This is a genomic window from Exiguobacterium sp. s143 (genome assembly GCF_018618895.1).
GTDB lineage: Bacteria > Bacillota > Bacilli > Exiguobacteriales > Exiguobacteriaceae > Exiguobacterium_A > Exiguobacterium_A abrahamii.
In genome coordinates, this window is record NZ_JACSMX010000001.1 from 1413528 (window position 1) to 1436284 (window position 22757).

A 22757-nucleotide genomic window follows, 5' to 3' on the forward strand; every position below is an offset into this window, starting at 1 on the left:
TCACTCATAGGAATAGTAGTATTGGTATGCTGAATCATCCGTCAGTTCACGACGGTTCAAGACGACACCGAGAATTTTCGCTTCGGCCAGTTCAAGCTGTTCTTTCGCTTTTAACACTCGTTGACGATCAGATGTCGTACAACCGACGACAAGGACAACACCATCCGTTAGTTTCGAAGTAATCCGACTATCGGCGACTTGTAGTAATGGCGGTGCGTCAAAGATGATGATGTCGAATTCTTCACGTAGTTGTTCCGTTAGATGCTCCATCGCACGTGACGACAAGAGCTCCGCTGGATTCGGCGGAATCGGACCGGCTGTCAAAATTGATAGGTTATCGACTTTCGTTGGTAAGATTGCCTTTTCTTTTTCCGCTTGGCGAGTTAAAAGACTCGAAAGTCCAAGACCATTCGCAACACGGAACGTATAATGAACCGTTGGGCGACGCATATCTGTATCGATAATCAATACTTTTTTCCCTTGTTGCGCGTAAGCGACGGCCAAGTTTGATGACGTCGTTGATTTTCCTTCACCTTGTGTTGCGGAGGTGACAAGAATTGCTTGAATCTCACGATCGACAGCCATGAATTCAATGTTCGTCCGGATCGTTCGATACTGCTCAGCAACAGGTGACTTCGGTTGCGTGACCGTAATCAGTTTCCGTGCATCTTTGTTCATTTTGCTCTTCTTAGCCATATTGTTTGACCGCCTCTCGTTTTGCTGCTTTTGACGATGACTTGAATACTTTACTGTCGATATCCGGGATACTACCGAGTACCGGGAGATCAAGAATTTGTTGGACCTGATCTTCTGTCCGGATGCGACGATCGAGTACTTCACGTAAGAAAGCAAGACCGACACCGAGTAAGAATCCAACGACTGCTGCTATTACTGTGTTCAAAATAATATTGGGACTGACAGGTGACGTTGGGATACCTGATGTCGACAAGACCGTAACGTTATCAACACTCATTAATTCTTGAACGTCTGAACTAAAGACTTCAGCAATCGAGTTCGCCAAGTTGGATGCTAATGCTGCATCGGTACTTTGGACCGAAACGTTAATGACCTGAGAGTTTTGCTCACTTTCGACCGTGACCATGTTGTTCAAAGCATTCATATTCGTTGGTGCGTTCGGAACTTCCTTTTGAACCTGTTCTAAAATCGCCGGGCTCTTGATGATGACCCGATATGTATTAACCAATGTGACAGACGACTGGACAGACTGTGCATCAATGACTTCATTGTCTTGTTTCTTCGGTGTGACGAGAATTTGCGTCCCTGCTTGATACGTCGGTTTAATCAAAAAGCTACTGACGGCAAATGAGATGAGGGCGGCGACAATCGTCAACGCCAAGATGCGCCAGAACGATTTACGTAAAATCGAAAATAATTCCTGCAAGCTAATCGTTTCATTCATGGTCTAATTATTCTCCTTTATTTGTCTAATTCAGTGACTTTCCTACATCAACTAGGACTCAGTATAACAAATATTTGGGAAATGGTTGATGTTTTTTTAGGAAATGACATACGTTTATTGAAAAACATTGCGTATAATAAAAGATGAATTGTTACTTTTTACATTCATTTCCGTATCTCGACATAGGAGGAATTTCTTTATGCATCGCTCGTTACAAGCGCTACAATTCTATACATCTCACTCGAAGGAAGATATCGCACGACTTCATGAACGGATTCGTTCGAGTCTTGCTTCGACGGAATCCTTGACGGATACGATGATCCGAATTACCGGTCAACCGCCACTGATTCCTTATGACGAAGATACCGTCACGGTCGACGAATGGAATGCATTTCTCGCCGGAAAACATCATGCGACATTAGCTGACTTTTACGGTACATTAGTCGCTCGTCCAATCTTGGACGAAGATGGTCCACTCCCGGACGAGGCAGAAGAACCACTTCCGACTCTTTCACGGAGTCAACGCGAACCGGAACCAAAACGACGTAAAAAAGAGAAAGAAATCAAGCATGCTGGAGCAAAACGACCGTTACCTTGGGGCTGGATCGCGCTGTTGATTCTTTGTTTCTTACTTGGAGCCGGTGGAACTTACGTCTACTCGACATACTTCGTAGGATCTGCAGATACGACACCAAAGGCTACTGTCGAAAAACCGGTCACAGTTGAAAAAACGAAGGAAAAGAAACCAACAGCACCAGAAGAGACTGCCGCTGTTGATGATGTCCTATACGTCAAAACACGTTCGAGCAACATCTATCGGGAAGAGTCGATGACGACATTGCTGTACGAAGCCGATTTCGGTGACGGATATCGCATCGTCAAGAAAAATGACGGCGTGACTGAAATCGAATTGTCGGATGATTTAACGGGGTATATTAAAACGTCCGATACAACAAAACAGCTTGAAGGTGAACCACTTGCTGATGAAACGCTTTTGACGTGGGTCAACGATCAGCTCGATACGAGTTTTGTTACCGGGACCCTCATTGACCTTATCGGCAAAAGTAGTGAAGAACTGAATAGTCTTTATGGACCAGCCGATCGGACTTTCAATGATGAATTGCATGACTACCTGTTTTACGGAAATCACTTTTTTGTCTTGAAGGACAACAAGGTCATCGCCATTGACTGGACGGAGACGACTATTACGAATGAGCAATTAGCCTCACTCGCCCCACTTCAACTAGAAACGGAATCGACAGGACTCGTCACGAGTAACTCGTATCGTCTCCAACGTTTTGCAAAAGACGGAACGATCAGTCGGATTCGTCTAGCGGAACAATCGTTCTAAACGAAAAGCACCGAATCCGTGAGATTCGGTGCTTTTGTTCATTCCATATCGAGTGAATAGCGTAATGCCGTTTGTGTCTCTTTTAATGAATCTTCTGTCGGGTGCCAGTAATAAATTCCGTCGCCTTCTTTTCCACCCGTTCCTTCGAGTTTCAAATTCTTCTGGTTACGGAAGGCATCCATGTAATCAAATGCTAAAGTACGCATCGGTTTAAATGAAACGTTCGTTTGTGCGTTCTTCCCGACGACATCCATGATTGCATTAAAATTACTGACTGATACATCGGATGATAATTTGTTTGCGACTTGGGCGATGACTTCCCGTTGACGCATTTGTCGACCAAAGTCTCCACGTGGATCTTCATAACGCATGCGTGTGAATTTCAATGCTGATTTTCCATCTAAGTTAACTTTACCGACCGGGAAGTGTGTCCCACTGACCGTAAAGTCGATGTCGTTATTGACCGTCACCCCACCGACTGCATCAACTAGGGACGTGAACCCTTCCATGTTGATTTCTGCATAGTAATTGATTGGGATATTAAGAAACTTTTCGACTGTCTTGATTGCCATCTCCGGTCCACCGAATGAATACGCATGGTTGATCTTATCATTTGTTCCTTTTCCGACGATATCAACCTTCGTGTCCCGAGGAATACTGATCAATCGACTTTCGTTTCGTGTCGGGTTCAATGTCATGACCATGATTGAGTCACTGCGTCCGCGCTCTCCTGGACGTTGATCGACACCAAGTAACAGAACCGAAACCGGCTTTTGCTCTTCGACGACTTTGTCTCCCGTATTCTTGACGGGGGATTGAATTTTTTTGACCGTTTGGTCGACTTGATAATATGTATAGCCGATGAATCCGCCGACACCGACGACGAGGACAAGTGCAATCAATAGCATGATTTTCAGTGGTGTCCAGCGTTTTTTCACCTTACGTCTTTTTTTGACTCGTTCCAACTGCGTCCATTCCCTTCTGTGTTTTGCTTCTCGTTAGTATCGGTCATCCATGAAAAAACTTACAGTCCGAGTATAACGAAATTTGAGAGCGATTTGTCAAAAACGGGAAAAGATGAAAAAAAGAGCCTATCGTTCAGATAAGCTCTTTCGTTCATTAGAGTGATGTTTGACTTTCTACCGTATATGTTTTTTTCTCATAGTCATAGTTCATAATGACGAGTTTACGTTGTGTTGTCGAAGTCGGGAATACGTATGTTTTAGAGAGTGCCTTGATTCCGAGTCCATAGTCTAGTTCTTGTTTCGTTTGAATCGATGTCCAGTCAATCGAGTCTACTCCTGTCCACTCGCCAAGACCTGAACCAGATAATACTGCATCCAATTGTTTCTCCGTCATACCCGTCTTGATTTTCTTTCCTTTGAGCAGTTTCATCTTACTTTCACGAGCACCTGAGTAACTATCAACACGAAACAGATCTAGTGATTTTCCTGTCAAACGATAGACTGAACTATTTTTTTTCGTCATGAACTGAAACACAGATATGTTCGTAAAGTTCTTTTCATCAGAGAACGTGTATGCCGTTGTTTTTTGACCTTGTGATACGGTCGTGAATTCCGCCTTTTTCTTTAGTACCGTCGAACCACTTTTTTTCGTCAGTTGTTTCTTATAATCTTTCCCATAGATGACTTTTGCTGCTTGCTCGATTGTCATCCCCGCTTTTAATGCGGTGTAACGATCGGTTACTTTCGTTTCGTCTTTCGTCGCAGCCGATGCCGCTCCTCCGAATAAAGTCGTTCCTGCGAGTACTGTTGCTACTGCAACTTTCGTAAATGTCATTTTCATGTTCCTATCTCCTTTTTAGAATGTCTCGTGATTTTCAATAACGTAGGCTTTCTTTTTCGTGTCATAACTCATCTCAACGTAAACACGTGATTTCGTCGATTTTTGGAAGACATACAATTTTCCTTTAAACGCTTCAATCTCATAGTCTTTGATTTCTTTCGCACCGAAGACGCTTCGTGCATCTTCCTCAAGCAATCCAGCCCATTCCCCAAGACCAGACCCCGAGAGCACACCATCGAGTTGTTTCTCCGTCATTCCCGTCTTGATTTTAGCGCCCGCGTTTAACTTCCGTGTACTCTCTCGGTATTCGGAATATGTATTCCGTCCCATTTCGACTTGTTTCGAAATAAGACGATACACGGAATCGTTCTTTTTCGTCATGAAACCGAGCGACATCAAAGTCGGAGGAATCTTTGCCTTCCGATCATAGATTTCGTAATAAATTTCTTTACGCTTATCTTCAACGTCCTTAAACTCTTCTTTCGTCTTCAATACTTGTGAACCGCTTTTCGTCGTTAATTGTTTTTTGTAGTCTTTGCCGTATAAGACTTTTGCGACCTGCTCCATCGTCATACCCGCTTTGAGTGCTGTGTATTGATTTGTCGCTGTTGTCTCGACTTTCGTCGCCGCCGATGCCGTTCCACTAAAGAGTGTTGATCCCGCGATGATTGTTGCCACTGTGATTTTCATGAAGGTCGTGTTCATACTCTACTCTCCTTTTTAGTACTGACTATGATCTTCGACACGATACGCTTTCTTTTTCGTGTCATAGATGAAAAAGATGTATTGCCATTTATGTGTTGCTGTCGGAAAAACGTATGATTTCGTATGAATGATCGTTGCTTTCCCTGCTTTGACTTCTTTTTTTCGAAGAACGGATGTCGTATCGACGTGACCGAGTGTCCCGAATGCTCCGAGCCCTTTCCCCGTCAGTAATCGATCAACTTGTTGCTCCGTCATCCCGTTCTTGATTTTCGCACCTTTGATCAGTTTACGATCGCTCGTCCGGAATCCGGCTGCCGTGTCACGTTTGAACTCCATTTGTTTCATCGTCAGCCGATACTTCGTTCCGCCCGTCTCCGTCATGAACATCAGGACACCGATCGCTGACGGGAATTCCACTTTTCGATTCACAAGATCATAGAGAAGGACGTTCCGATCCCATTCCTCCATCTCAATTTCTGTGTTCAATCGTAAGACTTGTGAACCGTTTTTCATCTTCAGTTGTTTTTTATACGTCTTGCCATAGAGGACTTTGGCGACTTGTTCCACCGTCATCCCGGGCTTTAAAGCACGATATTGTTTCGTGGCGATCGTCTCAGCCTTCGTTGCAGCACCCGCCGTTACTGGATGTAAAGAAACTATTGCGACAAGTACCATGAGAAGCCATCGTTTTACGTTCCACTTCTGCATCCATTTCACTCACTTTCTGTTGCACGTGCTTTAGTTTTTTGTCTTAATCGTCCGAATATCACTGACCTGGTAGGTTCTTTTTTGTTCGCTATACGTCAGTTCGACATGTTTCCACTTGTTCGTCGTCGATCTAAAGACATATTCTTTGATCCGAGACACTTCAGCAAATCCTCTTTTTTGTTCGTCCAGCGTATAAGCAGACGCTGTATCCATATGACCGAGCATCGTCCAGTTACCAAGACCTTTCCCCGTCAATTTCGCATCCAGCTCTTTTTCCGTCATCCCGTTCTGGAGTACGGCACCTTTGACGAGCGTCCGTGTGCTTTCACGATATCCTGTCTTCGTCTTCCGTTCGATGAACAAGGCTTTCGTCACCAAGCGATACTTCGCACTCTTCTCTTTCGTCATGAATTGTAAGACCAGTTCAGTCGGGAGATGGGGTGTTGCCGAATCGGAGAGGACATGGATCAATTGTTTATGTCCTTCTTCGTCTCCTTCGAAGTTGATTGGAAGTTTAAGAACAGTCGATCCGTTTCTTTTCTTCAGGTGTTTCTGATACGACTTGCCATACAGGACTTGCGCGACTTGTTCCATCGTCATTCCATTTTTCAAGCCTTTGTACTGTGACGTCGCAAGCGTTTCTGCTTTTGTTGCTGCGGATACTGTTCCTGGAACAAACAGACCAAGCAACAGTACTAAACAGAGTGACCCTATCATGATGCGTTTCATATCTGTTTCCTACTCTCCTCGATGACTCCATGAATCATCCTTATTCATTTTTCGTATTTCAATGAAATCCCGATTTCTGTATCCACCTCATATCGCTTTTTCTGCTTGTTATAGGACAAGGTGACGACCTGCATCTTTTTCGAATGTGGTCGATGGAATTGATAGATTTTGTAGCGCCCCGTTTTCATCGGACTTTCTTTGAAAACGGACGAAACGTTCCAACTAAAATACATTGACACCTGTCCAAGCTTTTTGCCGGACACCAGTTGGTCGAGTTGTTTCTCCGTCATCCCGTGGCGTAATGACGCTGACTTCATGAGTGTCCGGCTATTTTCATACAACCCGTTTTCCGTATCGGCTTGATAGTACAGCGCTTTTTGTGTCAGATAATATGTCTTCTGGTGCTGTTTCGTACTAAATTCAAGAAGCGTTGTCGTTGGAAGGTTTTTAGAGGGGCGATCAAGTACGTATCCGAGGGACCGATACCCTTGTTCGTTATCGGTCGTTCCCGGTTTTTTCGTAAAGACGACGCTACCATTTTGTTTCTTGATGTATTTCCGGTACTCTTTTCCGTATAACGTCTTTGCGACTTCCGTTAGCGTCATACCGAACTTAAGTGCTTTGTACTCTTGTTTGATCTGTAGTGCTTCTTTGGATGCTGCCGATGCTGTAGTTGGAGCAAAAATTGACATCACTATGATTACGAAAACCATCAGTTTTGCTAGTACTTTCATTTCTATTTTCCCCTTCTAATTGTTCCTTCATGATGACTGTTAGACATGATTGTCTGCTTATTTTGTTTTAGGAGCTTCAATCGGAATGAGTCTATAGTTGTTGACCTTATATTGCTTCTGCTGATCATCAAACTTCATCGTCATATCGATTTGCTTCTTTGGATTAGAGCTTTGGAAGATATAAATCTTGATCCGTCCCTTATACTTATACGCTTTCCGTTCCTGTTTCGTCTGGACGGATGTAAAGTCCCATGACCAGCGCATTCCAACCTGACCTAATCCTTTTCCTGACAACAGTGCGTCGAGCTCTTCTTCTGTCTCATCTCCCTGAACATACGTCACATGCTTCAGTGTCCGCGTGCTCTCCCGAAGTCCCGTATTCGTATCCGCTAAAAATTGAATCGCTTTTTGAGCGAGATAATACGTTTTTCCATTTTTCTTCGTATAGAACTCAAGTGTCGTCCGACTCGGAAGGGTCTTCGACTGATCCACGAATGAATACGACCGGGACCGATATCCTTTATCCTGCTTCGCCCAATTCGCTTTTTGTTTCAAGACCGTTGCACCATTCTTTTGTGTTAGATGTTCCTTGTATGATGAACCGTAGACGACTTTTGCGATTTGCGTCAGTGTCAGTCCGAACTTCAACTTCCGATAATCGTTTAATGTTTGCTGTTCTTCTTTTGACGCTGCCTGTCCTTCGAGTGTCCCGCTTATACAGAGGACACCAATCAGAAAGACACATAAGATACGTTTCATCGTTTAACCTACTTTCCTTATTTCACGAGTTGGACGGCACGATCGGCATTCAAGCGACCATACCCGTACGTCGTGTCACGGCCTTTTTTGCCGAGGTCCTTCGCTGACTTACGAAGAATCGATTCGACGTCCATCACTTTGATACTTGGCTTTAAGCTATAGAGGACACTCGCGACGCCGGCGACATGCGGTGTCGCCATCGATGTGCCACTCCAAAAGATCGATTCGCCGTCTTGTAAATAACTCGCGATATCTTGCCCTGGTGCGACGAGATCGAGTCCTTCGCCGTAGTTCGAGAACGACGCTCGTTTATCGAATCGGTTCGTCGCCCCGACTGAGAACGCATATTTCGAGCGTGCCGGATAGGACAGTTTCGACGCGCCTTCATTGCCGGTTGCTGCTGCAACGAAGATTCCTTTCTTGCGTGCTTCCGCTAGCGCATCTTCAATCGCTAAGGAAACACCGCCACCACCAAGACTCAAGTTGATGACTTTTGCTTTTTGTTTTACAGCGAACAGAATACCTTTAGCGATATTCGAGTTCGACGCATAGTTATTGCGCGAGATGACCTTGATCGGAATGATGCTTACTCGATCGTTGATCCCCGTCATCCCATACCCATTGTTTGATGTTGCAGCAATGACACCGGCAACGTGTGTTCCGTGCCCGTGATCATCGTAAGCAAGTTGACGTTTATGAACAAAATCATATCCGAGATCCATCCGGACGCGTCCGGCGAAATCCGCATAGGTCGGATTGATCCCCGTATCGACGACTGCCACACGAACGGTTGAACGTGACTTGTTGGCAATCCGCTTGACCATCGCGTGATAACCGATGTCCGCTCCTTTGACGCCTCCGCGTTGTCCGGTGTTTTTTAATGCCCACTGGACGGACTGGAACGGATCGGTGCTGAGTAACTTCATCGGTTGATCGAGTTCGACGTAACGCACGCCCTTCATTTTTTCGAGTTGCCGTTTAGCTGCCATCGCTTGGATGAAGCTGTTGTAGGAGAACTTCTCGAGCCGTAGCGTACTGTCAATCGTTTCGTGATCAGTAGCCCGTGACGTCTGTGACAACGTACTTGCTTTCGTCGCCCCGTTCAGACGGACGACGAGACTCGTCGCTTGTCCGGTTGTCGTTGATTTTGTCGCGTATTCGCGAATGGGTTCGAGGCGTTCGAGTTTATAGGGAATCGTAAATGCTTTATTCTTCGTTCCCGTCACTTCGATGTATTGTCGTCCACTCCATGTCAGTGGGAAAAAGAGTGTCTTTTTACTATTCGCATACCGCGCATATGGATCTTTTTGTTTGTATTCCGTCTGCGACGTATAAACGGTCGCTTTTTTGGAAGCGTCAAAGGCGAACTTCAAGTGTGTTCCACCTGACAGATACGTCTTCGTATCAAAATAGAACAAGGCTTTCCCGCTCGCATCGAACGTTCCTTTGATGTAGCCTTTTTTCGTTTTGGCTTCGATGGCTGGGACTTTTTTCGCCGTTGTCGCTGCCTCTGTCGTATCCCATGTATATGTACCAAATGCACTCACGAGGAGAGCACTGACGATGACCTTTTTCATTTGATTTCACTCCTTATCGTTGTATCCTTTTTCATTATAATGGAAAAAATTGATTTTCCTAGTTCTTTTTACCTCTATCAATCAATGAATTGACTGAAAAAAAGAAGCCCTGTTCGCACAGGACTTCTTGACTGCATTAAGGGATCAGTTTGACGGCGTTATCGGCATTCAAACGACCGGCACCATAACTCGTATCATAGCCTTTTTTACCGAGATCCTTCGCTGATTTCTTGAGGATACTTTCCACACTACCTGCCTTCAAAGAAGGCTTCAGACTGATCATAAGACTCGCGACACCTGCGACGTGTGGCGTCGCCATCGAAGTCCCACTTCCATATAACAACTCTCCATCTGCGAGGTAGCTTGGAATCGAGACGCCGGGAGCGACGAGGTCTAGACCCGTTCCATAATTCGAGAACGACGCTTTTGTATCCTTTCGTCCGGTTGCACCGACCGACAAGACATATTTCGAACGGGCCGGATATGCGACCGTTCCGCGTCCTTCGTTCCCGGAAGCAGCGACGATCAGGATGTTCTTCTTGACCGCTGCGGCTAATGCCGACTCGATCGATTTCGAAGAAGAACTACCACCGAGACTCATATTGATGACTCGGGTACCTTGTTTTGTCGCATGCTGGATGCCTTTGACGAGTCCCGAGACCGAACCAGCCCCTGACTCATCGAGCACCTTAATTGGAATCAACGTCGTCATCGGATTGATACCGGTCATCCCGTACGTATTATTTCCACCTGCTGCAATGATCCCGGCGACGTGTGAACCGTGTCCGTTATCATCCCAGGCTGTCTTATCGCCATTGATGAAATCATAGCCGAGATCCATCCGGACTTTACCAGCGAAGTCCGCATACGTTGGATTGATGCCGGAGTCGAGGACTGCGACTTTCGTTGCAGACAGCTTCTTGCCTTTGATGCGTTTTTGCATGGCGACGAAGCCGATGTCTGCTCCCTTCAGTCCCTTCTTTTGTCCCGTGTTCTGCAGCGACCACTGATGTTTTTGATAGGCGTCGATACTGAAGGCTTGGATCGGTGCGTCGAACTCTGCGAACGCAACGCTATTCGATCGCTCGAACTTTTTCTTCGCTGCTTCAGCGTCAGCATAGGAATTATAGACGAGTCGTTCGATGCGAAGCTCAGACGCTAGTGGTTCGACTTTTGAGGCACCGAACGATTGCGCCCGCATTGCACCAGGACGTGTCTGAACAAGTAACGCTGGTTTGACTGCTTTGACGGCAGCTGTCATCGATTCCTCGATCGGTTCGTAACGTGAGATGTAGGCAGGAACAGAATAACGATCGCCCGGATAGCCTTCGAGAACTAAGTATTGGCGTCCGCTCCAACTGAGTGGGAAGTAGAGTGTATCACCCGTAACTTGATAGTAGCGGTTGTAGACGCGACCTGCTTCCGCGTCCGCTTTACTGGCGAACATCGTTCCGTACGTATCGTAGTCGAGCTCGAACTCAAAGTGCGTTCCTTTTGCGACAAAATTCTTCGCATCAAAATACCAGACCGCAAATCCATCCGAGTCAAAGCGACCTGTTAAGGCGCTGCCGGCTTGTTTCGAAAACGTGGGGACTTCCTTTGCCTTCATTAGTGTTGCCGGACGAATCGTTTCCTGCTTTTCAAGCGCCTTGACTGGTACTGTACTACAGATCAAACCAAGTGCTAAGCTCCCTGCTATCCATGTTCGCATCATTGTTCCTCCCTCTAGGTCTTTCTTACTAATACCCGGATTAGATGGAATTATGTGGAATATAGTAAAACATTGATGTGAATCAAAAAAACATCACTCTCGCAGGGAGAGTGATGTCTAATATTACTTGACTGTGACTGTGAATGTTTTGACGACTTTGTAGTTTCCTACTGTCGTGTATGTGACACGGATCGTCGTCTTACCTGCTTTGATTCCTTTTACGTTACCACGTGACGAGACTTGCGCGACTTTTTTGTTTGCTGATGTATACTGAACAGATTTGATCTTATCCGTTGCTGACGTATACGCGATACGTGTCGTCTGGTTCTTCTTGAGTGTTGCTTTTGTTGCTTTCAGCGTGACGCTGTTTGCTTTTGTTTCGATCGGTAAAACTGTTTTCAAGACAAAACCGTCTTTTAACGTAACCGTTGCTTCAACCGTCGTCTTACCTGTTGCTTTACCTGTCAGGCGACCTTTTGAATCAACTGTCGCTTTTTTCGTATCAAGGACACGGTAGCGTGTTGACGCAACTGCTGATGTCGTGTTCGCGACTGTCGTTTTCAAGTCGAGTGCTTTTCCTTGATAAACTGCACCGGCTTTGGTCGTTGCGACTGGTGCCTTTGTTGCTTGTGGAACGAAGACGCCGACGTAACCGTTGACTTCAGCTGTCTTGATGCCTTTGACTGGAACCGTCAAGATACCGTTCTTATCTGTGACGAGTTTCGTGTTCGTGACGCCACTAGCATCGACGAAGACTTGGTTCGCGTGTGTTTTACCCATGTTGACTTGAACTGTCGTATCAAGCGCTGCGTTTTTCCCGATGACTGTCGCGACACCTGTGTTGCGGTCTTTTCCGAAACGGACGCTTGAGATCAAGTCTTTACCCGCTTCTTTTGACGTGTTCGACGTGTGGTACGCAACGTGTTGTTTACCATACGCATACTGTTTACGGACTTTTAGGAGATTCGTGATTTCATCATAGTACGGTGTCGTTTTCGACATGTACGATGCATCCGTCTGGTAGAGATCACCGTAGTAGACCGTTGGCACCGTGTTTTTGTTCGAAAGAAGGAACGCGTATTGCGCGACGACGTTTTCCGTCGAGTATTTCTTCGTTGGACTTGCGAGTTCTTTGTTGTAGATCGCAAGTGCCTTCGCTTCATCTTCTTTATTGTAGAGCTTCTCGAACGATTTCGGCTCGCCGTCTTTTCCGTACTGCGTATTCGTTTTGATGCCGTACGCATCAAGCATGATTTGGTTGACGCGGTTTTTCTCTTGGTCATGGTTGTTGACGAATGACCAGTTCGCTTGAACGTTCGTCGCGCCGTCACCTTCACGGTTAACGACTGAGACTTTCGCTAAGTCACGGAGTGCACGTTTGTTCGATGGCGTAAGTGCTGAACGGAGCGTGAAGTAAAGCTCTCCGTCCATGACGAGTTGTTCATTATTGTTAGCTTTCATGTAAGCATTCTGTTCTGTTTTATAGCTCTCGATGTAGCTGAGGTAATCTTTTTTACCGAAGTGCGCTTTTGACACTTCTGCTTCTGCATTCAAGATTCTCGTATCATAGTGTGATGCTGCATCGATCCGGAAACCGTCGAACTTGTATGTCTCAAGCATCCACTTCATCCAGTTCTTTTGCTCCTTGATGACTTCTGGGTTCGAGTTCGCAAGGTCGACACCGATCAAGAACTCATCGTTGTTCGTCATCGTTTTGTTGTATGCCTGCGTTGGGAAGCCAGTCTCATCGACGAAAAGGAATTGATCTTCGATATCGATCCCTGAGTTATCGTTTTGGTATGAACGTTCTTCTGATCCATAACCGTACGCAGCTTGTGTTTTCATGTATTCTTCTGTCAACGAAGCGATTTTTCCGTTTTCCGTTGAAGTGAGCAATGCTTCTTTTGTTGCGAAGCCGTTTTGTTTCATGTACTCGAGGTATCCTTCATCCTTCGCATATTGCGAAAGCATCGGCTTCCAGTTCTCTGGTGAGACTTCATACCAGCCGTCTGCTGCGAGATACGTATCGATGACATTCAAGTTCTGTGTCTTCGCTGCGTCAAGCAACCATTCTGGTAAGTAGTTCTTCGCATCGTCTTTGCCGAAGTAACGGTATGGTTTACCGTCTTTGTCCGTCATGACGCGGCCCATCCCCTGCCCTTGCAGTGATGTTCCATTGATGAACGATTTGTTCCATTCTTTGAGGTAACCATATTTTGCTTGTCCCATACCGCCACCTTTTGTATAAGCGAGGTAAGGTGTTGCGAGCGTCTTCGTTTTTTCTCCGCCTGTGAACGGGTTCGTGAACGGCTCACCTGAGCTTGTCGCACGACGAACGAAAACAGCTTCACGTTGATTGAGACCGAGCATTTGGTTCGGAACGAGGTCCATCTGGACTTTGATGTTGTCGTCATGCAACATGTCGACCATCATCTCGAGTTGTGTGGCTTTTCCGTATTTCGTCGCAACTGTTTTATTTGGTCCTTGTGGGAATTCACCGAGGTCATAACGGTCAGCGATTGCATATCCTTCCATGTAACGTGCCATATCGAATGAACGATATGCAGGCGGTAACCACACATCTGTTACGCCCCATGAATTGAGCAATTCACCTTTTTTAGCAAGCGTCCGGTACATGTTGCTTTCGTACGGTTGATACAGGCTGAAGCTTTGGAAAATAACGCGATTGTCGAGCTTTTCACTTGGTGCGAAAGCCTTTGCGCTTTCTGGTGCATACGTCAGTCCGCTTGTCGCGACCAATGCCGCAAGCAAACCTGTTGAGACTTTTTTCGTCTTGTTCATGAGTCTAATCTCCCTTTTAAAGATGTATATTTTTGATTATTTATACCTAAAATTCCAAATAACATCACATAATTTAACATCTTCTTAAAGTAAAGACAGATGTAAATTTATAAAATAGGTAAATAGATTTACCAAAATGCAATCGATTGCGCTATTTTGTCACAAAAAAACCTCTCCCTACCGTAGTAGGAAGAGATTTTACGTTTCTTATAGTCCGAGAAGAACTGCTTTCTCGTAACCACCAGTCAAGACAGAGTTGTCATACGACTGAAGCTCTTTGTTGACCGTGATGACGTTCGACAATGTTTTAAGTGTCCCTTCTGGAACTTTGATCTTAACGATGTCGAGACCGTTCGTGATATCATCATCCGAATCTGCAAGCGAGATGCTTGTGCCGACTGGGAGATTTTTTCCGTTCAACGTGTACTGAGCAGTGTTCGTTGCATCGTACATGCCCGTGTATTGAACACCTTCTGTGAACTTGATACGGATGACGTCTTTTTCGTCTTTTGCATTTGCCGTGACTTTAACGATTTCGAATGGTGAAGCCACTGGTGTGACTGGCGTTTTCGAAACTTTGAAGTCGTGTGTCGCTGTAGCAACCGTGTTACCGACATCGTCAGAGAGTGACTTGACGACGACTTTCCACTCTTCTCCGTAACCGTCTTTGTCGACGAGATACTGAAGGTTATCATTCGCAGCGACGCGGAAGTTCATATCTGAGCTATCCGTGTAACCAACGACTGATCCATCGATCGTAACGGTTTTACCGTTTTTATCTTTACCGATGAACTCAACTGTTGTTTTCGGCGGAAGTACTGTACCTTCTGCGTTGATGAGTGGTGTATCCGACTGATCAAGACCACGAAGTTTAACCGGCTCGCTCATCATGACTGTGAAGTCATTCGTCAAGAGGTAACGGTCAATCGTCGTGATTTCCGCACTCTTCAGATCTGGAGAGTTGAGCGGTGAACCAGCATAGTTGAGATCAAGCGACAACGCGTCGTTTTTCTCGCCGTTTGCTTCTGCTTTGACAGAATCTTTTGCGAGCGAAAGTTTGAACTTATCGTTGTAGTAGTTCTCTTTCGTGTTGACTGTATCGTAGATTTCCGTCCAGTCCTTATTGAGTTCGAGGAGAACTTCGCCTGTCTCTTCATCGTAGTACGTGACATCAGCATACTGGCTGAAGTCTTCGTACAACTTCGTGTTCGAGTTGTAACGCTCGAGTTTCAACTTCTTCGAAGCAAGCAATGCTTTGACTGCGTCGAGGTCGAGACCTTTAAGCTGTTTGCTGAACATGATACGGAATTGCTCTGGCGACTCAACAACGACGCCTGCAGTTGGCTTGACTGTATCAGCAGCAACTGTGAAGTCGAGGTTTTGTGTCGTTCCGATGTTCGACTCATCCGAAAGGGCTGCGAAGTCCATCGTGTTCCAAATTTGGAGTGAGTGTTTACCAGGTGCGAAGTAGCCTTCTTTTGCTCCTGGATACGCTTCTTCTGGAGCAACACCCATCATTTTCGCATCGTTCAACGTGATGATGACTGTATCACGGCGATCGACACCTGTTTTGTTATCAAATCCGAGGTATTCGACTTTGAAGTACTTCTCGCCGTATTGACCATCGATTTTGAACTTCGCGCCTGCGATTGCTTCAGAGAATTTCACTTCAAGTTGGTTCAGACCGACTGGTTTGACCGAAGTGACTTCCGGCTGACGTGCATCTGTCAACTTGAAGCTTGCTTTTGACTTCACTTCTGTATCCGTGCTGCTCGTGATTTTCGCAAGCACTTTAACAGTTGCGTTGTCTTGGAGTGGTGTTTCTTTATCAAGGATCAATTCGAATGCTTTTGGATTCGAAGGAATCGATTTGATACCGATGACGCGTTTCGAACCATCGAACTGTTCGATTTGGATGTTGTCGTTTGCGAGGTATTCACTCTCGTCAACAGTCGGTAATTTCTTATCGAGACCGAACGATTTCAAGAGAAGGTCACGTGAAACGGCTTTATCGAGGAAAATCGTCACACGATCCGCTTGGTTCGATTCCGCTGCAAGAACGTTGATCAATTCAACTGGTGCTGGTGTAACCATGACCGTGCTGAATTTGACTTTCGCTTGTCCATCGATCTTACCGATCAAGTCTTTGTACTCGCCATTGACCGTCTCGATGATTTGCGCATCGATCGTTGCTTCGATGTCTGTGTTGCTGAACTCAGACGTCAAGAGAACCGTCGCTTTACCATCTTGAATCGTAACGCGTTCTTTCGCGAGTGAACCGAATGATGTCGATAATTTCAAGACGATATCGTCTGCTTTCGTATCGACTTCACCTGTTGCTTTGTTTTTCAACTGGAATGTGACTTCCGTGTTGTCTGATCCGTTTGCAAGGATCGAAGACGCTTTTGGTGTCACTTCAAGCATCCAGATGTTTTCGACGCTTTGCGTCATGAAGCTGAGTGAACCGAGGTCTTTTGCAACGCCACCAATCAAGATGCCTTTTGCGTCAACTGAGTAGTCCATGCCGTACTCGAGTCCTTCGACTTCAAGAACTGCTGACTTCTTGTCTGCGCTAAGTGTCGCTGACTTGACTGTCGCACCTGCGATTTTGAAGTTGTCTGCTGAGACAGAGTCAACGGCACGCGAGAATGAGACTTCGACTTTCTCTTTGCCGATTGCTTTTGCTGAAGCGAGAACTGTGTTTGCAATCGTGAAGTCCATCGGAGCTGATTTGACATCGCCGACTTTGACGACGTAGCTGTGTGTTCCTTCTGGAATGCCACCTTGTGATGCCATGAACTTCCCTTTCGAGAGCGTTCCTTTTGCAACGATTGGAGTTGCTGACATGTCTTTTCCTGGGTAGATCAAGAGTTCTGCCATTGCGCCGACTGCCGGGTACATGACGTCTGCTTTGACTGAAAGCATCTGATCATCGACGCTTCCCATGACGTTCGAGATGCTTGCTGCCTTGACTTCGTAGTTGATGTAACCTGTTACGACAGAATTAGCACCTTTGTACGAGTAAGCCAGTTTATATTTTCCTGCTTTTGAAGTCGATGGAGTTTTGAGATTGAACTTGCTGATTGGGCGTTTCACGATGATACCTGATTTGTACTGGATGCTGATCGTGCTTGGCAATTGAACTTTTCCGCCAACAGCGACCGGCTCGAGGACTGGTTCGAGAACATCAACTGGGTAGTTTTGAAGTTCGACTTTGAGGATCGCTTTTTTCGTCGTACCCGCTACCTTACCGTAAAGGACTTGGTATTTGTTGATGTATTTCTTTTCGAATTTGACAGAACCGCTCCATTTGACTGAGCGCATTTCGTACTTGCCGTTTGAAAGTTTGACTTTGACTTTCGTCGGAAGCGTCAATTTCTTTACTGCATATTTCGAACCACCAGCGTGCTTCATCAAGATTGGAGAGATGTATTTAACCGAGACCTTCGATGCTGCATCAGCAGCAACCGGTGCTACGACAGACGCCGTGACTGCAAGCGCAGCTGCAGCAGCGTACAATTTGTTCGTTTTTTTCGAATAACCCATGTTTACTATTCCTCCTCTTTTCTAACAAATCAAAAGCGCAAATCCCAATTTATAATCTACAATATAAGTAAAATATAGAAATATTTTACTTTAAAGCAGTTAAAAAATTCTTTAGTCGTCTTAGGAGGAGTACGTTCTGTTTCACGTGCGACTTTTCGTCTATCATCAAGACGATCCATTCGTGAGCCATTATGTATCCGATTGGGATGAACTAAAGAAACTGCCGAAATCGCTCCAAGAAGCCATTTCTGATTGTAGATTCGTGCGTTCCACCGTTTCGTTTTTGAGAATCGGTAGAAACGCTACAGGTCAAATATACAAAACTAGGAAAGACGCCACAATAGATTTTTTGTAAAAAATAGGTGAATAGTAGTAAATCAAAATATATTTACATAGGCTGTGCATGGAAATTAAATTTTGGATTCACCCCTTTAAAGAAAACGCTTACATTTTATTAAGTTTTGTCTTATTTTCGTTTTACTAAAATAAAGTTTCGATTTTACGAGATGAAATGATCTGCTTTTTCGATTGCTCGTAGGAACGATTCCCGATGCAAGCGATGGACATCATCGGCCCACATTTCGATCTTCGTTCCGCGTCGCTTTAATTCAATCGGTAATCCGCGACCAATCCAATCAAGCTGTCGTTGCAAGACATGACGTTTTCGTCCTTCCTGTCGTTCCGCCTCCGTGAACTGACGCAGGTACTGCAAGACATAACCGAATCCGAACTCGATCGGAATCCGCAGTTCCGCTCCTTTATCACGGATTCGGATGATCCCGGCTCCATAATGGATGGCTCGAAACAATTCCTCATTGATACGCTGATACCATGTTCCTTGAGTCAGACAGTGCGGCTCTAGTGCGCCTTTTTTCCCACTCGGTAAGACTGCGAAATAATCAATGACCATGTATTTGCTCCTTTTCATCAAAAATAAGCGAGTCCGCGAGGGGCTCACTTATCATGACAGGTCAAACGGTTCGATTGTTCGGAACGGATTTGAATCTTTTCCCATCATTCAACATCGAAAAAGCTTTCCGAATACGCTATACTGAATTACGGGAATGGGAGGAATGCTCGTGGCTATCATTATCTTTTGCCTCGTCTGTCTCATTGCGTATCGGATCCGCAAGCTTCCCGAAGCACTACGGACGATTTTACTCATCCTCGGTTTAATTAGTGGATGGTTCGCGCTCTTTGAGATGATCAGCTTCATCGAAGCTAACCCGTACTTGGCTGCAATCCCGATTGGACTGGGACTTGCTTACTGGTACTGGTACCGTAAAAAGAAACAAGCAAACGACAAAACCCCTTCCGACTCGTGAAGTGGGTTTTTCTTATGGTCGAACGAAAAAAAGCGATGTCTCCTCAATTGGGGACATCGCTTTTCGTGTTCAGGACTGGACTTTCCGTTCGATTGCTGCGATCTTCTCTTCAATCTCAAGCAACTTCAGTTCGTGCTCAAGTTCGAGACGACGTTTTTTGCGTTTTAGACGATCGAGTTCTTCTGCGAGTGACTCGTTCGATGCTTCCGGCTTTGGAGGGGCTTGCTCCATCGATTGACGGAGTGGGCCAAACAAGTTTGATTTCGCAAACTGAGCCGCCTCCGGTCCGAACATATCTTGGATGAGTGGGAGAATCTTGTTCATCGCGGTTCCTGGAATCTGCGACTTCTCATCGACGAGACGTTTCAGCGCCAACTCATCGACGAGATACCCTTTTCCGTCCTGTTCGGCATGCAATTCGCCCGTCCGAATCCAGCGACGGACCGTTTCTTCTGAGACACGTAACAATTCACTGATCTGTTTTGTCGTTAACATCGTCATCCCTCTTTCCCTCTAGTAGTACCTTTACTATACACACATGTGTGCGTGTGTGTCAAAGGATACACACATCAAAAAAGAGACCCTCGTATAGAAGGTCTCTAATCGTTATGCTCCCCGACGAACGAGTAACCAAAGGCCGACGATCGCAAGTCCTGCTCCCGTTGCTGCATATGGGAACGGCTTGTCTTCACCTGCTTGTGGTAATGTGCCCGTTGCTGTCGTTGTCGTAGGTTTTGATTGTTTTTCAGCCGATTCGACTGTCTGAACAGATGTTTCTGTTGACGTTGGTGTTGGCGTCGGTTTTGCGACCGGTTCTGCTTTCGCGATTTCCGCGAGCAAGATCGTACCGAGGCTGCCTTCTTCGATCGTCACACCCGCTTCCGGTGATTTTCGCTCGAAGTACTTCAACAATTCATCAATCATCTCTTGTTCTTCCGGCGAGATTGCTTCTTCATCGCTCGCCATCAGTTTCATCGCTTTCGCTTGCTGAGCGAATGACTCATAGTCTTCATACATCTCTTCATCCATATCCATCATCAAGTCATCCATGTCAAGGTGATGCATCGCTTTGACCGTGTAGCCCGCTGCGACTTCCGTCTTGATCGTGTACGTTCCCGGATCAAGTTGGAGCATCATCAAGTCATCTTTTGCGATCTTTTCCTGATAGACATCCTTTCCTGTGATCGCATCCGTTACCGTATACGTCGCAGGAACTGTTCCTTCATCAAAATCTGGCTGTTGGTTTCCGTTTGCATCAAAGAAATTGACGACAGCTAACCAATGCTCGAACATACCGTCGAGCTCTTCGTCGCCGTAAATCCCAGCGTCGATCACTTCCGTCTGACCTGCGACGAGACGGACTTTCTTCATCCCAAAGTCTTCATCGACATCGGAGTCGATCGTCCGGTCGTCACCAACGTTTTGCTCGGAATAGAAATAGTACCCCATGTCATATCCGTCGACTTCGACTTCATATGTTCCTGGTTTTAAATCCTTGAAGCTGTATAGACCATTCTTCGTGTATACTTCATCGATGACATCTTCATTCCGGTCCATCAAATAGACGACGACATCATCGAGACGTGTTTCCTTCTCTTGGCGAATGCCGTCTTCGTTCTCATCGAACCAGATCGTTCCTTCGATCGTTGCCGTCGTCGGTACCTCGACTGGTGTCGGTGTCGCGTCATCACCCGTCTCTGGCTCGTCTGTCGTCGGCTCTTCCTTGACCGGTTCTTCCGTCACAGGCTCTTCTGGTGTCGGTTCCTCCGTCACCGGTTCGTCCGTTGCTGGATCTTCTTTGACCGGTTCTTCTGTTACTGGTGTCTCTGGAGTTGGTTCTTTTGTCTTCGGCTCTTCTGGCGCGACAACTTTACCGAACTGGACAAGAATCGTCCGTTGTCCATCTGCTGAGACGACCTTGACGACAGGTGCCGTCTCTGCCGTGAACGTCACGACCGGTGTCTCTTCGATGTTGACGTCTTCACCTGTCACGCCATCTTCAAAGACGAGTGCCGTCTCCGACGTGATATCAACGATTCCTGTGCCTTCAAACGTCAACGTATATGGACCCGTGCCCGTCCCAGTGACGTCCCACTCGACAGTTTCTGCGTAGACCGGTAACTTCAGTCCGAACGCGACGACGAGTGCCATCAAAAGTAAGCTAAGTTTTCTCATGAGTGTATGTATGCTCCTATCGTGATTTAATATTACCTCCCTAAATAGTAAACAAATCCGCCAAAAATAACCAGAAAAAATCTTGAATTCCTGCTATTTTTTTATAATAAAAAAGCCTTGTCGAGAGACAAGGTCTTAGACGAGCTGACTACACGCTTGCGCACATGCCGTACACGCCTTCGCACACGCTTGGCAATGGTCATGATCGTGTTTACTACACTCAGCGGCACAGGCTTCACATATCTCCTGGCATGCCTTTGCAAGAACCGCGACATTCGAGCTGTTTCGAGCGATTGCTTGTAGCAAGAGGCTACAGATATCCGCACAATCCCGGTCGAGTCGAATACAATCCGCCATATGCCCGACATGTTCTTCCTTCAGACAGGCATCAAAACAATGATTACAAGCAAGAATACAATCTGTCAGTCGTTGCTGTAAGATGTGATTCATATTAATTCCTCCTTTATATCTATTTTCTGTTCCCTCACGAGCCGAAATCAAACAAAAATAAGACAGCACATGGAGCTAGAAGCTCACTATGCTGTCTTATTTGACGATTTCAAGCGGAATTTCGATCCCACGGCCTGCTCCTGCATCAATGATGAGGACCGGAAGACGCTGGTCATCGAAGACTTCTTTTTCGATCGTCGTATTGGACGTATAGGTCCGGATTTCCCCCATCTTCTTCGCTTCGAAGGAGACGAACGGAAACGGAATCGATTGGTTGGCGACTTCGAGCCGGATATCGACCTGTTGGTCATCGAGTCGAATGTCATTCGCTGTCCGGATGACGAGACGCATCCGGTCATTTTCCGTCAGGGTGACCTGTGCGGAAATGTTCTCGGTCTGTCCTGCACGCTTAACAGGATCCACGATGACCGTCGGGGAAGCGGTCTTCGCTTGTTCTGCGCGCTGACAACCAGGAACGACGAGTAAGGAAATCGCGAGGGGGAGAAGCCAGCGTTTCATGTTCGCTTCACTTCATAGCAAACGTCAGTTCAGCGACACAGGCGACTTCCCCATCGACTGTGGCTGTGGCACGACCTTTACCGATTGGTCCACGGACCTTCGTCAATTCGACTTCGAGGCGGAGCTGATCCCCGGGCACGACTTGACGTTTAAAGCGGCATCCTTCAATTCCTGCGAAGAAGGCGAGCTTCCCTTGGTTCTCTTCCATCTTCAGCACGGCGAAGGCACCAACTTGGGCGAGTGCTTCGACGATCAAGACGCCGGGCATGACATTGTATTCTGGGAAATGGCCATTGAAGAATTCTTCGTTCGCCGTGACGTTCTTGATTCCAACGGCACGTTTTCCCTCTTCGACTTCCAAAATGCGGTCAACGAGTAAAAACGGATACCGATGCGGAATGACTTCCTTGATTTGTTCGATCGTATACATATTCGACAGC

Annotated in this window: 21 protein-coding genes; 2 read left to right on the forward strand and 19 right to left on the reverse strand. The window is 46.1% G+C overall.

Annotated features, from left to right (window positions below; translation table 11 throughout):
* The gene (locus KNQ03_RS07410) at positions 1 to 696 is read right to left on the reverse strand and encodes a CpsD/CapB family tyrosine-protein kinase (protein WP_050678204.1); all 696 of its coding nucleotides are present in this window, start codon (positions 694 to 696) and stop codon (positions 1 to 3) included.
* Positions 689 to 1420, reverse strand: a complete 732-nt coding sequence (locus KNQ03_RS07415) for a YveK family protein (protein ID WP_214724098.1) — start codon at positions 1418 to 1420, stop codon at positions 689 to 691. The genes KNQ03_RS07410 and KNQ03_RS07415 overlap by 8 nt, the downstream gene beginning before the upstream one ends.
* A 199-nt stretch (positions 1421 to 1619) precedes the next feature.
* Here KNQ03_RS07415 and KNQ03_RS07420 point away from each other — a divergent pair, with 199 nt between their 5' ends.
* Positions 1620 to 2771 carry a hypothetical protein gene (locus KNQ03_RS07420; RefSeq protein ID WP_214724100.1) on the forward strand — a complete coding sequence of 384 codons (1152 nt, stop codon included), beginning with the start codon at positions 1620 to 1622 and terminating at the stop codon, positions 2769 to 2771.
* A 38-nt stretch (positions 2772 to 2809) separates the two neighbouring features.
* Here the strand turns inward: KNQ03_RS07420 and KNQ03_RS07425 are convergent, their stop codons facing one another.
* The 12 genes from KNQ03_RS07425 to KNQ03_RS07480 form a co-directional block, all read right to left on the reverse strand.
* Positions 2810 to 3709, reverse strand: coding sequence for an LCP family glycopolymer transferase (locus KNQ03_RS07425; RefSeq protein ID WP_231681775.1), 900 nt, complete (start codon positions 3707 to 3709; stop codon positions 2810 to 2812).
* Between the two features lie 181 nt (positions 3710 to 3890).
* The gene (locus KNQ03_RS07430) at positions 3891 to 4577 is read right to left on the reverse strand and encodes a hypothetical protein (protein WP_058704102.1); all 687 of its coding nucleotides are present in this window, start codon (positions 4575 to 4577) and stop codon (positions 3891 to 3893) included.
* Positions 4578 to 4592: 15 nt separating this feature from the next.
* Positions 4593 to 5282, reverse strand: a complete 690-nt coding sequence (locus tag KNQ03_RS07435) for a hypothetical protein (RefSeq protein WP_214724102.1) — start codon at positions 5280 to 5282, stop codon at positions 4593 to 4595.
* A 15-nt stretch (positions 5283 to 5297) separates the two neighbouring features.
* Positions 5298 to 5990, reverse strand: a complete 693-nt coding sequence (locus KNQ03_RS07440) for a hypothetical protein (protein ID WP_214724104.1) — start codon at positions 5988 to 5990, stop codon at positions 5298 to 5300.
* A 30-nt stretch (positions 5991 to 6020) separates the two neighbouring features.
* Entirely contained in the window at positions 6021 to 6719 is a 699-nt protein-coding gene (locus tag KNQ03_RS07445) for a hypothetical protein (protein WP_214724106.1), read from the reverse strand.
* Between the two features lie 44 nt (positions 6720 to 6763).
* A complete protein-coding gene (locus KNQ03_RS07450) occupies positions 6764 to 7411 on the reverse strand; it encodes a hypothetical protein (RefSeq protein ID WP_214724108.1) in 648 nt (215 codons plus the stop codon).
* Between the two features lie 99 nt (positions 7412 to 7510).
* Positions 7511 to 8212 carry a hypothetical protein gene (locus tag KNQ03_RS07455; protein WP_214724110.1) on the reverse strand — a complete coding sequence of 234 codons (702 nt, stop codon included), beginning with the start codon at positions 8210 to 8212 and terminating at the stop codon, positions 7511 to 7513.
* Positions 8213 to 8229: 17 nt separating this feature from the next.
* Positions 8230 to 9789 (reverse strand): S8 family peptidase, encoded by a 1560-nt coding sequence (locus KNQ03_RS07460; protein WP_214724112.1) that lies wholly within the window; start codon positions 9787 to 9789, stop codon positions 8230 to 8232.
* Positions 9790 to 9925: 136 nt separating this feature from the next.
* Positions 9926 to 11500, reverse strand: coding sequence for a S8 family peptidase (locus KNQ03_RS07465; RefSeq protein WP_214724114.1), 1575 nt, complete (start codon positions 11498 to 11500; stop codon positions 9926 to 9928).
* 123 nt (positions 11501 to 11623) lie between these two features.
* On the reverse strand, positions 11624 to 14302 hold the full coding sequence (locus KNQ03_RS07470; protein WP_214724116.1) for a glycoside hydrolase family 70 protein: 2679 nt from the start codon (positions 14300 to 14302) through the stop codon (positions 11624 to 11626).
* Between the two features lie 207 nt (positions 14303 to 14509).
* On the reverse strand, positions 14510 to 17848 hold the full coding sequence (locus KNQ03_RS07475) for a hypothetical protein (RefSeq protein WP_214724118.1): 3339 nt from the start codon (positions 17846 to 17848) through the stop codon (positions 14510 to 14512).
* A 499-nt stretch (positions 17849 to 18347) separates the two neighbouring features.
* Positions 18348 to 18758: a hypothetical protein gene (locus KNQ03_RS07480; protein WP_195864377.1), complete on the reverse strand. Its 411-nt coding sequence runs from the start codon at positions 18756 to 18758 to the stop codon at positions 18348 to 18350.
* Positions 18759 to 18921: 163 nt separating this feature from the next.
* Between KNQ03_RS07480 and KNQ03_RS07485 the strand changes: the two genes are divergently transcribed.
* On the forward strand, positions 18922 to 19173 hold the full coding sequence (locus KNQ03_RS07485) for a hypothetical protein (RefSeq protein WP_230088487.1): 252 nt from the start codon (positions 18922 to 18924) through the stop codon (positions 19171 to 19173).
* A 69-nt stretch (positions 19174 to 19242) separates the two neighbouring features.
* On the opposite strand, the gene KNQ03_RS07490 is transcribed toward KNQ03_RS07485, so the two are convergent.
* From KNQ03_RS07490 to fabZ, 5 genes are all read right to left on the reverse strand, one after another.
* On the reverse strand, positions 19243 to 19668 hold the full coding sequence (locus KNQ03_RS07490; RefSeq protein ID WP_214724120.1) for a helix-turn-helix domain-containing protein: 426 nt from the start codon (positions 19666 to 19668) through the stop codon (positions 19243 to 19245).
* Positions 19669 to 19779: 111 nt separating this feature from the next.
* Positions 19780 to 21348 (reverse strand): SdrD B-like domain-containing protein, encoded by a 1569-nt coding sequence (locus KNQ03_RS07495; protein ID WP_214724122.1) that lies wholly within the window; start codon positions 21346 to 21348, stop codon positions 19780 to 19782.
* A 135-nt stretch (positions 21349 to 21483) separates the two neighbouring features.
* A complete protein-coding gene (locus KNQ03_RS07500) occupies positions 21484 to 21798 on the reverse strand; it encodes a four-helix bundle copper-binding protein (protein ID WP_214724124.1) in 315 nt (104 codons plus the stop codon).
* 96 nt (positions 21799 to 21894) lie between these two features.
* Entirely contained in the window at positions 21895 to 22317 is a 423-nt protein-coding gene (locus KNQ03_RS07505) for a hypothetical protein (protein WP_029342715.1), read from the reverse strand.
* Between the two features lie 7 nt (positions 22318 to 22324).
* The gene (fabZ, locus tag KNQ03_RS07510) at positions 22325 to 22747 is read right to left on the reverse strand and encodes a 3-hydroxyacyl-ACP dehydratase FabZ (RefSeq protein WP_029342716.1); all 423 of its coding nucleotides are present in this window, start codon (positions 22745 to 22747) and stop codon (positions 22325 to 22327) included.
* Positions 22748 to 22757: the final 10 nt, after the last annotated feature.

Excerpts from the sequence above, each read along its gene's own strand:
- KNQ03_RS07410 (WP_050678204.1), bottom strand. The coding sequence starts at position 696 with ATGGCTAAGAAGAGCAAAATGAACAAAGATGCACGGAAACTGATTACG.
- KNQ03_RS07415 (WP_214724098.1), bottom strand. The coding sequence starts at position 1,420 with ATGAATGAAACGATTAGCTTGCAGGAATTATTTTCGATTTTACGTAAA.
- KNQ03_RS07420 (WP_214724100.1), top strand. The coding sequence starts at position 1,620 with ATGCATCGCTCGTTACAAGCGCTACAATTCTATACATCTCACTCGAAG.
- KNQ03_RS07430 (WP_058704102.1), bottom strand. The coding sequence starts at position 4,577 with ATGAAAATGACATTTACGAAAGTTGCAGTAGCAACAGTACTCGCAGGA.
- KNQ03_RS07435 (WP_214724102.1), bottom strand. The coding sequence starts at position 5,282 with ATGAACACGACCTTCATGAAAATCACAGTGGCAACAATCATCGCGGGA.
- KNQ03_RS07440 (WP_214724104.1), bottom strand. The coding sequence starts at position 5,990 with ATGCAGAAGTGGAACGTAAAACGATGGCTTCTCATGGTACTTGTCGCA.
- KNQ03_RS07445 (WP_214724106.1), bottom strand. The coding sequence starts at position 6,719 with ATGAAACGCATCATGATAGGGTCACTCTGTTTAGTACTGTTGCTTGGT.
- KNQ03_RS07450 (WP_214724108.1), bottom strand. The coding sequence starts at position 7,411 with ATGTCAATTTTTGCTCCAACTACAGCATCGGCAGCATCCAAAGAAGCA.
- KNQ03_RS07455 (WP_214724110.1), bottom strand. The coding sequence starts at position 8,212 with ATGAAACGTATCTTATGTGTCTTTCTGATTGGTGTCCTCTGTATAAGC.
- KNQ03_RS07460 (WP_214724112.1), bottom strand. The coding sequence starts at position 9,789 with ATGAAAAAGGTCATCGTCAGTGCTCTCCTCGTGAGTGCATTTGGTACA.
- KNQ03_RS07465 (WP_214724114.1), bottom strand. The coding sequence starts at position 11,500 with ATGCGAACATGGATAGCAGGGAGCTTAGCACTTGGTTTGATCTGTAGT.
- KNQ03_RS07470 (WP_214724116.1), bottom strand. The coding sequence starts at position 14,302 with ATGAACAAGACGAAAAAAGTCTCAACAGGTTTGCTTGCGGCATTGGTC.
- KNQ03_RS07475 (WP_214724118.1), bottom strand. The coding sequence starts at position 17,848 with ATGGGTTATTCGAAAAAAACGAACAAATTGTACGCTGCTGCAGCTGCG.
- KNQ03_RS07480 (WP_195864377.1), bottom strand. The coding sequence starts at position 18,758 with ATGGTCATTGATTATTTCGCAGTCTTACCGAGTGGGAAAAAAGGCGCA.
- KNQ03_RS07485 (WP_230088487.1), top strand. The coding sequence starts at position 18,922 with ATGCTCGTGGCTATCATTATCTTTTGCCTCGTCTGTCTCATTGCGTAT.
- KNQ03_RS07490 (WP_214724120.1), bottom strand. The coding sequence starts at position 19,668 with ATGTTAACGACAAAACAGATCAGTGAATTGTTACGTGTCTCAGAAGAA.
- KNQ03_RS07495 (WP_214724122.1), bottom strand. The coding sequence starts at position 21,348 with ATGAGAAAACTTAGCTTACTTTTGATGGCACTCGTCGTCGCGTTCGGA.
- KNQ03_RS07500 (WP_214724124.1), bottom strand. The coding sequence starts at position 21,798 with ATGAATCACATCTTACAGCAACGACTGACAGATTGTATTCTTGCTTGT.
- KNQ03_RS07505 (WP_029342715.1), bottom strand. The coding sequence starts at position 22,317 with ATGAAACGCTGGCTTCTCCCCCTCGCGATTTCCTTACTCGTCGTTCCT.
- fabZ (WP_029342716.1), bottom strand. The coding sequence starts at position 22,747 with ATGTATACGATCGAACAAATCAAGGAAGTCATTCCGCATCGGTATCCG.